The organism is Metaplanococcus flavidus (assembly GCF_042675885.1).
Lineage (GTDB): Bacteria > Bacillota > Bacilli > Bacillales_A > Planococcaceae > Planococcus > Planococcus flavidus.
In genome coordinates, this window is the sequence record NZ_JBHTKI010000044.1 from 1 (window position 1) to 9,775 (window position 9,775).

A 9,775-nucleotide genomic window follows, 5' to 3' on the forward strand; every position below is an offset into this window, starting at 1 on the left:
AGAGAAATTTTGGAAGACTGGCAAGTCTTTTTTTGTGCCTTTGCACAGTGCAGCGTTATGTACTTTTTCGTTTCATAACTCTGTACTTCTATATTGCACTACACAGGAGTCAGGATTTACACGTTCGAAAAATACATTGAATATTTTAATGAAAAATATTATTACTATATCACTTGGTTCAATCCTTTATTTTATTGTCGGATTTGCGCTTATGTTCGGCCCATCGGCTTTCGGCATGATTGGTACACAAGGGTTTGCACTTTTAGGGGATGCGGACATAGCGTTCTTCGTCTTCCAGGCAGTTTTTGCAGCAACTTGTGCAACGATTGTTTCCGGCGCTGTTGCAGAAAGGGTTAATCTATCGGCATATATTTTATTGACTGTCGCTATTACTGCAGTCATTTATCCGGTTGTCGGACATTGGGTCTGGGCAGACGGCTGGCTGGCAGGGCTTGGCTTTATCGATTTTGCCGGTTCAACTGTGGTTCACTTGACCGGGGCAGTTGCAGCATTTGTGGCAGCGTGGAAAATTGGACCCCGCATCGGTAAATACAACGGGAAGATTGTCAATTCGATTCCCGGGCATAATATTCCACTTGGCGCATTAGGAGTTTTTATCCTGTGGCTAGGATGGTTTGGATTTAATGGCGGCAGTACACTTGCAGCTGATCCGGAGCTTGTGCCATCGGTGATTGCCAACACTTTATTGGCGGCTTCTGCAGGTGTTCTTGCAACCGCAGGATATACACGTTTCAAATACGGACAAATTGATCCTTCGTTAACGTTGAACGGTGCACTTGCAGGGCTTGTCGGAATTACAGCCGGCGCAGCGAATGTCTCATTTATCGGAGCCATTGCAATCGGTTTGGCAGCTGGCGTTATCATGACAGAAGCTATTCGATTGCTGGATTCAAAAATCCGCATCGACGATCCGGTCGGAGCCATCTCGGTCCACGGCATCGCCGGAATTTGGGGTACACTTGCAATCGGATTGTTCGATACTTCGGGAGGCTTGCTCTATGGCGGAGGCGCAGAAATCCTCGGCATTCAAACGGTAGGTGTCCTTGCAGTAGTTTTTTGGACTTCAATTGCAACAGGACTTGTGCTCGGAGCCATCAGCCTGTTTATACCTCTTCGCGTTTCTGCTGAAGAAGAGGAAAGCGGACTGGATTTCGCAGAGCACGGTTCGCAAGCATATTCTATGGATGAAGTTCTGCAAGGATCTTCTGGTGCAGGAGATTCTTTCGCCAACCGCCTCAACCAGTTAGGCGACCATGTCGAAGTCCAGAAATCCTGAATAATATTTTATGATAAACAGAGAAAGGGCGACCGCTTAAACAGCGTCGCCCTTTCTCTGTTCCAATTTATTCAACGTCTTCTTCAATTCTCTTTTTAAATTTCTTTTCCCGCATCTCATACCATATGGCTACAGCCACAAACAGTGAGTAGCCGGCAAACCACCCTGCCATTACATCCGAGAAGAAATGCACACCGGCGGCCAATTGGGACAGTCCGACCAGCACCACCACGAACACCGCGAGCAGCCAGATTATCCAGCTCACATATCTGGATGCCATGTGATCGGTTAAGAAATAAGCCAAAGTAAAGAAGAATAATAAGCCAAGCATCGCATGGCTGGACGGATACCCGAAAGTTTCCAGTCCGCGCGGAAGATCCGGCCGTTCCTCGACGAAAAAGTATTCCATCAGCTCATTCAAGGCATTGCCGACTCCAACAGTAAGAAAGACAAAGAACATCCCCCTGAAATTTTGCCTCATCACCCACAGGTAAACGATCAGACCCAGGCTGGCCACGAAAATAACCCGGCGCTCCCCAAAAACCGACAGCATCTCCAGCCCGAACATGCCGTGGAGCACTTCCATCGAACTCACATCAAATTCCAAAATTCCATCGTTCGTATAACTCGTCAAGATTGCAAAAAAACCGATCAAAGTCGCCATTCCCAGTGGATAGAATAGACGTTTGATAGCCTTCACCCTCTTTCTTCAGTATATTCAGTTTATCATAGAAGACTTTCCTGTTCCTTCTATATGAAACAGAAAAAGCGAACCGAATCTTCCTTATCTTATTGAGAAAGAAAATCGATATTGCGCAAAACAACTGCGCTTGCCTGGGGGGGCTCGCGCTGAGCTAACTCGGTCTCGTTCCACTTCGCCCGAGTGGATCTCAGCACTTCGCTTAGTCCCCCGGGCGTCTTCGCTGTTTTGCTCCATATCTCAGATTACTTTCTATAAAAGGCTAAAAATTTAAGTTTATATTGTAAAAGTTAGTCACAACCTTTTTTAGACAAAATTGAATGAAGCGGAAGGCGGCGAAGGGCAAAGATGTGCTCCTGCATCGCTTCGCTAGCTTCGTCGCAAACGATTCCCGCAAGCGCGAACCGCTTCCAGCAGGAAATCGAGCGAATCCTGAGACCCCACAGTGAGCGTAGCGAGCGAGGAGGCTCAGGCCGCTCCCTGCGGAACGCGTCCGCCTAGAGCGAAAAGATTAAAAAATCTTCTTTTTTGTAATATTGTAAAATAAAAAAGCGATCCGTAAATTCGGATCGCTTTTTCTGATATACATTACTTATGTGTGTACATGGTAAGTGCTTTGAGTGACTTCGATTATATGATCGGGTTTCGGCTTGCCGATTTTCGCTTTGTGGCCAGCGATATGGTCGGGATGCTTCTCCCAATTCTTCCAGTCCTCTTTCGATTCCCAGCGGACATACAGGACCACTTCTTCATCACCGCGGCGAACATCCTTCTCCAGGATGGCGCGGTCAATAAAACCAGGCTGCTCAGCTAATTTGTTCTGACCCGCAAAACGATCTAACACAATCTGCGAAGTCCCTACTTTTACAACAAAGGTTTTCATTTGCACGAACATGTTTTGGTTCCTCCTAAAAAGTGAACTAAGATACTTTTCGTTTTAATACTATTGAAAAATTATTCGAAAGCAGACTGGATCGCTTTCACCATTTCGCTGACTGATTGTAATCCGCCGCCAGACAGATACCAGTAGTCAGGGTCAAGGTAGATGATTTTTTCTTCTTTATAAGCAGTTGTTTTTTGCACCAATTCATTTTCAAGCGAATCTTTGGCACTTGCATCCGCGCCGACTGCAGCATTGCGGTCAACAACAAACATCATATCCGGATTGGTTTCCAGAATGTATTCAAATGAAATGCTTTGTCCGTGAGTTGAAGCTTCGATTCCTTCGTCAGCCTGTTTTACACCAAACACATCATGGATGATACCGAAGCGTGAAGCTGCTCCGTATGCACTCACTTTGCCTTCATTTGCCAACACGATCAATGCTTCTTCATCAGTTGCGCTCGCTTTAACATCTTCAATCTGAGTTTCGATTGCAGCCAATTCTTCTTTCACTTCATCTTCTTTCCCGAAGATTTCACCAAGTGTCGTCATATTGCCTTCAAACGATTCCATGTATTTCGTTGTATCCACGCCCAAGTGAACTGTCGGCGCGATATCGGTAAATTCTTCGTACATAGCAGCCTGACGACCTGAAATGATGATCAGATCCGGCTTCATGGCGTGAATCGCTTCGAAATCGGCTTCTTTCAACGTCCCGACATTTTCGTATTTTTCAGCGTCAGCAAATTTTTCCAGGTAACCCGGAATGTTCCCCTGAGGCACACCGGCAACCGCTTCGATACCCAGTTTGTCCATTGAATCAAGGATTCCGAAGTCGAATACGACTACTTTTTCAGGATTTTTGCCAACTTTTGTTTTGCCCAGTTCATGAGTTACTGTTACCGTTTCAACTTCCTCTTCTTTCGTATCCGCTGAGGCAGTGTTTGTATCTGCTGCTTCTTTATCCGCACCACAGGCTGCAAGGAAAGCCACCATCATTAATGTGAATGCGATCAATAATAATTTTTTCATATTATTCGAGCTCCTCTTTTTTTAAGAATTGAAATACACACAAATCCGGCAATTGTCCATTTGCCGAATCGGAATATCCATATCGTAGATTTCTTTTAAAGCTGCACTTTGGATAATTTCTTCTGTCGGCCCATCTTTTACGACACGGCCATTTTTCAAAGCAACAATCCGGTCCGAGTAGACGGATGCGAAGTTGATGTCATGCAACACGATAATGACAGTTTTGCCGAGTTCATCGACAAGCCTGCGCAGAATTTTCATGATCTGGACGGAATGTTTCATGTCCAGGTTATTCAATGGCTCATCGAGCAGGACATAATCCGTGTCCTGGGCAATGACCATGGCAATAAATGCACGCTGGCGCTGGCCACCGGATAATTCGTCCAAATAGGAATGTTCCATTTCTCCAAGATCCATATATTCAATCGCCTGGTCGACCATTTTCTCATCTTCATCATTCAAGCGCCCTTTGGAATAAGGGAAGCGTCCGAATGATACCAATTCACGGATCGTCAGCCGGACGTTCATAAAGTTCGATTGCTTTAAAATGGAAACCCGTTTCGCTAATTCACTGGATTTCATTTTTTTCGTATTCGTGGCATCAATCAAAACTTCACCGGTATCTGCATCCAGGAGCCGGCTGATCATTGACAGGAGTGTGGATTTCCCGGCACCGTTGGGTCCGATGAAAGATGTGATCTGGCCGCGCTGGATATTCACCGAGACATTTTCCACGACTTGTTTTTTTCCGTAAAGTTTTGTCAGTTCGCGTACTTGGATCATTTAGCCCGACTCTCCTTTAATAACAGATAGATGAAGTAAACTCCGCCGATGAAGTTGATGATGACGCTTAGTGTCGTGTTGAAAGTAAAGATCCGTTCCACTACCCATTGGCCTCCAACCAGTGCAACGATGCTGATAACAATTGCGCCAGTCAGCAACACTGAATGTTTGTACGACTTGAAAAATTGATAGGACAGATTCGCCACAATCAGCCCGAAGAATGTAATGGGGCCGACAAGGGCTGTGGCGATGGCGATCAACACCGCGGACAGGATGAGCATATGGCGGACAATGGAATCATAATTGACTCCCAGATTCACCGCAGTATCCCGGCCGAGCGACAGCACGTCAAGCGATGGGTTATGCTTCCAGGCAAATGCGATCAATAGAACGATGATGACCAGAGACAGCCAGACCAGGTCTGAGTTGACGTTATTGAAACTCGCAAACATCTGGTCCTGGACGATCTGGAATTCATTCGGATCGATCAATACTTGCAGGAAGGTAGAAATGCTTCCAAAAAATGTGCCGAAAATGATGCCGATCAACAACAGGAAATAAATCGGCTGGTTCCCTTTCTTAAACAGAAGGTGGTAGAACAACAAGGCGAAAACGACCATAGCCGCAATCGACAGAATGAAGTTCACCTGCCGGTTCATGATGCTGATGTGGTCGGAACCGAGGAAGAAAATCAGCAAAGTCTGGAGCAGCATATAAAGTGAATCGAGCCCCATGATGCTTGGGGTAAGGATCCGGTTATGCGTGATGGTCTGAAAAACCACCGTCGCATAGGCGATCGCTATCCCCGTCAGCACCATGGCGAATACTTTGACGCCGCGCCTTGGCAATGCATAGTCGAAACTTCCGTTCAGGTCATGGAAGAGATACATTCCACAAGCGGCCAGAGCCAGCCCAAGCAATATAAACATTTTATGTAAATCACGCATACGACTTCCTCCTAAACAACAAGAAGAGGAAGATGAAGCTTCCAATGACACCGACCATCAGGCTGATGGAAATTTCATACGGGTAAATCAAAACTCTCCCCAGAATATCGCACAGCAGCAAGAAGATGGCTCCAAGCATTGCTGTATGCGGCAATGTTTTTTGTAAATGATCGCCTTTGAAAATTGAAATGATGTTAGGGATGATCAAGCCGAGAAACGGGATGATCCCCACTGTCAAAACGACTGTCGCTGTAATCAGCGCTACAAGCACCAAACCGATGTTCACGATGCTGCGGTATTTCAGCCCCAGGTTCTTGGAAAAATCCTCGCCCATTCCTGCAACCGTAAAGCGGTTGGCGTATAGATAAGCGATGATAAATACCGGAACACTGATGTAGAGCAGTTCGTAGCTGCCTTTCATGACCATCGAGAAATCGCCTTGCAACCAGGCGGACATATTCTGTATGACATCCGCGCGGTAAGCGAAAAATGTTGTGATGGATGACAGGATATTCCCGAACATCAAACCGACCAAAGGAATAAATATCGCATCTTTGAATTTGATGCGGTTGAGAATCTGCATAAAGAGGAACGTTCCCGCAAGCGCAAATGCGAAAGCTACAGCCATCTTCTCAATCATCGATGCATTCGCGAACAGCAGCATCGAGACGAGAATGCCAAGCCTTGTAGCATCAAGTGTGCCTGCGGTTGTTGGTGACACAAACTTATTGCGGCTCAATTGCTGCATGATGAGTCCTGCCATACTCATCCCTGCACCCGCCAGCAATATCGCGACCAGCCTTGGCAGACGGCTGATCAGGAAAATCTGTGTTTCTTCCGATTGGAAATCCAGCAGATCCAAAGGACTGATACTGCTAACTCCGACAAACAGAGAGATGAAAGACAGTATGATTAATGCCGGTATTAAATAACGTTTTTTCATAGCTGACCCTCATCCGTGTTCAATAAAAAGAAATTGATTGATTATGAGATTGATAATCATTATCACTTACTCACAAATCTAAGTATAACAGTCCGAAAACAAGAGTCAACGAATAAATGAGAATTATTTTCAATTAGGTTTGATTTTCCATTATTTGGTGAAAGTTCGTCAAGTGTTGCGCAAAAAAAAGAACATGTCAGGAGACATGTTCTTTTCCCATATTCTTATGAATTTTCTTCAGTCTGCTCCAGAACTTCGTCCGGAACAGTAATGGCGTCGATTTCATCGTATTGGCTGTAAGTGGTCTGGATATCGGATACTATGTTCATTGTATCTCCTTCGATATTCAAGTCCATATCCATTTTAATATTCATACTGTTTGTTAAAAACGTCTCTTTATCAATAAAAACTTCATAGCTTGCCGACTGGATTGTCATGTCCTCGAGAAACCTCTGCGCCTCGATTTCCATTTTCCCGAGCGTTCCTTCCATCTGCTCATCAAGCAGGGCTTTAAACTCTTCTCCCGTAGCATCCAATTTCAAAATATATTCATCCGCTGACTGCTCAAAAACAAAGTCATCCTGAAACGCTTGCAGCTGCTCCAACTGCTCGGAAGGATCAACTGAATCCTGGCTTATTAAATCCTCCATGCCCACCAGGCTGTCCTCCGGCATTTTTATCCACATGTCCATTGTAGGTTCATATGTGAAAAGTCCTGCTTCGGTATAATACATTTCTGTAGCCATCGGATTTTCATTTTGGATATCTTCAGAAACGATCGAAGTTTCTGCTGTCTGATAAAATGCCAGCGGTTCTCTCGTCATATCCATACCCAGATCCACGGTCATTTCCATCTCCATGCCCTCTTCACCCATCGCCATTAATTGATCGGTCAAAACGTCTGCATGCAAACTTGAAACTTCATCAGTAGCTTCAGCCGAACGACTGAAAACTTCCTCTAAAGTTAAACCGCTGGTGTCTGATGCATTCTCCTTTTCGGAATCGTCTGCAGGCTGTGCCGTTTCCCCGCACCCTGACAAGGTGAAAGCAAGTGCTCCTGCCCCCATAAAAGTCATCCATTTCTTCAAATCGTTCACCCTTTCAAGTTGCTCTGTTAGTTATTAGTACGAAGAAAACAGCAGAAAGTTTCAATAAATAGTTCAATTCCCGAAATTCCAATCGTTTATTCCAAGGTTTTGGATTATACTTTTCATTGTGAGAAAAAATATTGCAGCAATCAGCCCATATTTATCCGGACTGTACAACAAAATACAAGAGGTGGATTCTTTGAATTTAAAGCATTTTTTCAAGTATTACAAACCGCATAAGCGGCTGTTCATCATTGATTTCTCCAGCGCAGTAATTGTCGCTATCCTTGAATTGGCCTTTCCTGTGGCTGTTCAATATTTTATCGATGAATTGTTGCCAAAAGGCGAATGGAATACAATCGTTACAGTGAGCCTGCTCTTGCTGGCAGTCTTCCTGATCAGCACTTTCCTTCAATACATCGTCAGTTATCTTGGTCATAAACTCGGCATCAATATTGAAACCGATATGCGGGAAGAATTGTTCACCCATGTGCAACGCCAGTCTTTCCGCTTTTTCGACAATATTAAAACCGGCCATATTATGAGTCGCATCACGAATGATTTATTCGATATCGGCGAGCTTGCCCACCACGGCCCGGAAGATTTCTTTATCGCCATCATGACCTTCTTCGGCGCATTCGGCATCATGTTCTGGATTAATCCGAACCTGGCGCTTGTTACGCTGATCGTCGTTCCGTTTCTGGTTTGGCTGATCACTTATTGCAATATCAAGATGAATTATGCGTGGAGCAGTATGTACGGAAAAATCGCAGACGTCAATGGGCGCGTGGAAGACAGTGTTTCCGGCGCGCGTGTTGTTCAATCGTTCACTAACGAAGAATTTGAAATTGGCCGTTTCAAAAAAGACAATGGAAGTTTCCGCATCGCCAAGATTGCAGCTTACAAAGTTATGGCTGCCACACATTCCAGCATCTATATGATGACACGCTTTCTGACATTAATCGTTCTTGTGTACGGTGCATGGCTGAACTACCAAGACGAGTTGAGTTACGGCGAACTGGTCAGTTTTGTACTGTTCCTGAATGTGTTGATCAAACCGATCGATAAAATCAGCGCGTTGCTCGAATTGTATCCGAAAGGCATGGCCGGCTTCAGCCGCTTCCGCGATCTGATTGACCAGGATCCGGATATCGTCGACAAAAAAGGGGCAAAGCCAATTACGGGCCTGCAAGGCAATATCACCTTCGACAATGTTCACTTTGGTTATGATGAACACAAAAAAGTCCTTAATGGCATCGACCTGAATTTGCGGGCTGGTGAAACAATCGCGTTTGTCGGACCATCCGGCGCCGGTAAAACGACTATCTGTACGTTGATTCCCCGCTTTTACGATATCCAGCAAGGATCGATCGCCATTGATGGCATCGATATCCGGGACATGACGAAGCATTCGTTGCGCTCCCATATCGGTATCGTGCAGCAGGATGTCTTCCTGTTCACTGGAACGATCCGTGAAAATATTGCATACGGAAAGCAAGGCGCAAGCGACGAGGAAATTCTCGCGGCCGCCCGTAAAGCCCATTTGGAAGACTTCGTCAATAAACTGCCGGCAGGCTATGAAACCCAGATTGGGGAACGCGGTTTGAAATTATCAGGCGGCCAGAAGCAACGGCTCGCCATTGCACGCATGTTCCTGAAAAATCCGCCAATCCTGATTTTGGATGAAGCCACTTCCGCCCTCGATACGGAAACGGAACGCGTCATCCAGGAAGCATTGTCCGAGCTTGCGGAAAACCGCACAACATTGATCATTGCGCACAGGCTTGCAACAATACGCGATGCAGACCGCGTAATCGTGGTAACCGAAGACGGCATCGCCGAACAAGGCGCTTACAACGAACTGCTTGAATACGACGGCATCTTTGCAAATCTGCACCGCATTCAGTTTCAGCAGTAGCCTAGAAAAGCGACAGCCAAAGTGGCTTATGACCCGAAGAGCTGGGCCGCTGGAGTCTGGACAATAAATAAAAGGCGCGACCTAGACTGACATAGCGATTTGAGACACATATAAAACACCATCTTTAGGCTGCTTGCGCCCCAAATTCTTTGGGTGTCAGGTAGCCTAATTTTTCTAGGATCCGG

General features: G+C 45.6%; 9 protein-coding genes. 2 read left to right on the forward strand and 7 right to left on the reverse strand.

Translation table 11 applies throughout. The features are described 5' to 3' along the window. The first annotated feature begins 40 nt into the window (after positions 1-40). Positions 41-1,297 (forward strand): ammonium transporter, encoded by a 1,257-nt coding sequence (locus ACFQ1X_RS15640; protein ID WP_379083345.1) that lies wholly within the window; start codon positions 41-43, stop codon positions 1,295-1,297. Between the two features lie 67 nt (positions 1,298-1,364). Here ACFQ1X_RS15640 and ACFQ1X_RS15645 read toward each other — a convergent pair whose 3' ends face one another. The 7 genes from ACFQ1X_RS15645 to ACFQ1X_RS15675 form a co-directional block, all read right to left on the reverse strand. After that, positions 1,365-1,997: a phosphatase PAP2 family protein gene (locus tag ACFQ1X_RS15645; RefSeq protein WP_144841629.1), complete on the reverse strand. Its 633-nt coding sequence runs from the start codon at positions 1,995-1,997 to the stop codon at positions 1,365-1,367. Positions 1,998-2,589: 592 nt separating this feature from the next. Beyond that, the gene (locus ACFQ1X_RS15650; RefSeq protein WP_144841630.1) at positions 2,590-2,892 is read right to left on the reverse strand and encodes an antibiotic biosynthesis monooxygenase family protein; all 303 of its coding nucleotides are present in this window, start codon (positions 2,890-2,892) and stop codon (positions 2,590-2,592) included. A 59-nt stretch (positions 2,893-2,951) separates the two neighbouring features. Further along, positions 2,952-3,911 carry a siderophore ABC transporter substrate-binding protein gene (locus ACFQ1X_RS15655; RefSeq protein ID WP_144841631.1) on the reverse strand — a complete coding sequence of 320 codons (960 nt, stop codon included), beginning with the start codon at positions 3,909-3,911 and terminating at the stop codon, positions 2,952-2,954. A gap of 21 nt (positions 3,912-3,932) precedes the next feature. Further along, positions 3,933-4,694, reverse strand: a complete 762-nt coding sequence (locus tag ACFQ1X_RS15660) for an iron ABC transporter ATP-binding protein (protein ID WP_144841632.1) — start codon at positions 4,692-4,694, stop codon at positions 3,933-3,935. Beyond that, positions 4,691-5,641, reverse strand: a complete 951-nt coding sequence (locus tag ACFQ1X_RS15665) for an iron chelate uptake ABC transporter family permease subunit (RefSeq protein ID WP_144841633.1) — start codon at positions 5,639-5,641, stop codon at positions 4,691-4,693. The genes ACFQ1X_RS15660 and ACFQ1X_RS15665 overlap by 4 nt, the downstream gene beginning before the upstream one ends. Further along, a complete protein-coding gene (locus ACFQ1X_RS15670) occupies positions 5,634-6,584 on the reverse strand; it encodes an ABC transporter permease (RefSeq protein WP_144841634.1) in 951 nt (316 codons plus the stop codon). Before ACFQ1X_RS15670 ends, ACFQ1X_RS15665 begins: the two co-directional genes overlap by 8 nt. Positions 6,585-6,808: 224 nt before the next feature. Then, the gene (locus tag ACFQ1X_RS15675) at positions 6,809-7,672 is read right to left on the reverse strand and encodes a DUF6612 family protein (protein ID WP_144841635.1); all 864 of its coding nucleotides are present in this window, start codon (positions 7,670-7,672) and stop codon (positions 6,809-6,811) included. A 199-nt stretch (positions 7,673-7,871) separates the two neighbouring features. Here ACFQ1X_RS15675 and ACFQ1X_RS15680 point away from each other — a divergent pair, with 199 nt between their 5' ends. Continuing rightward, positions 7,872-9,590, forward strand: coding sequence for an ABC transporter ATP-binding protein (locus ACFQ1X_RS15680; protein WP_144841636.1), 1,719 nt, complete (start codon positions 7,872-7,874; stop codon positions 9,588-9,590). Positions 9,591-9,775: the final 185 nt, after the last annotated feature.

Coding starts and splice junctions, on each gene's coding strand:
- ACFQ1X_RS15670 (WP_144841634.1), bottom strand. CDS start 6,584: ATGAAAAAACGTTATTTAATACCGGCATTAATCATACTGTCTTTCATC.
- ACFQ1X_RS15665 (WP_144841633.1), bottom strand. CDS start 5,641: ATGCGTGATTTACATAAAATGTTTATATTGCTTGGGCTGGCTCTGGCC.
- ACFQ1X_RS15650 (WP_144841630.1), bottom strand. CDS start 2,892: ATGTTCGTGCAAATGAAAACCTTTGTTGTAAAAGTAGGGACTTCGCAG.
- ACFQ1X_RS15660 (WP_144841632.1), bottom strand. CDS start 4,694: ATGATCCAAGTACGCGAACTGACAAAACTTTACGGAAAAAAACAAGTC.
- ACFQ1X_RS15655 (WP_144841631.1), bottom strand. CDS start 3,911: ATGAAAAAATTATTATTGATCGCATTCACATTAATGATGGTGGCTTTC.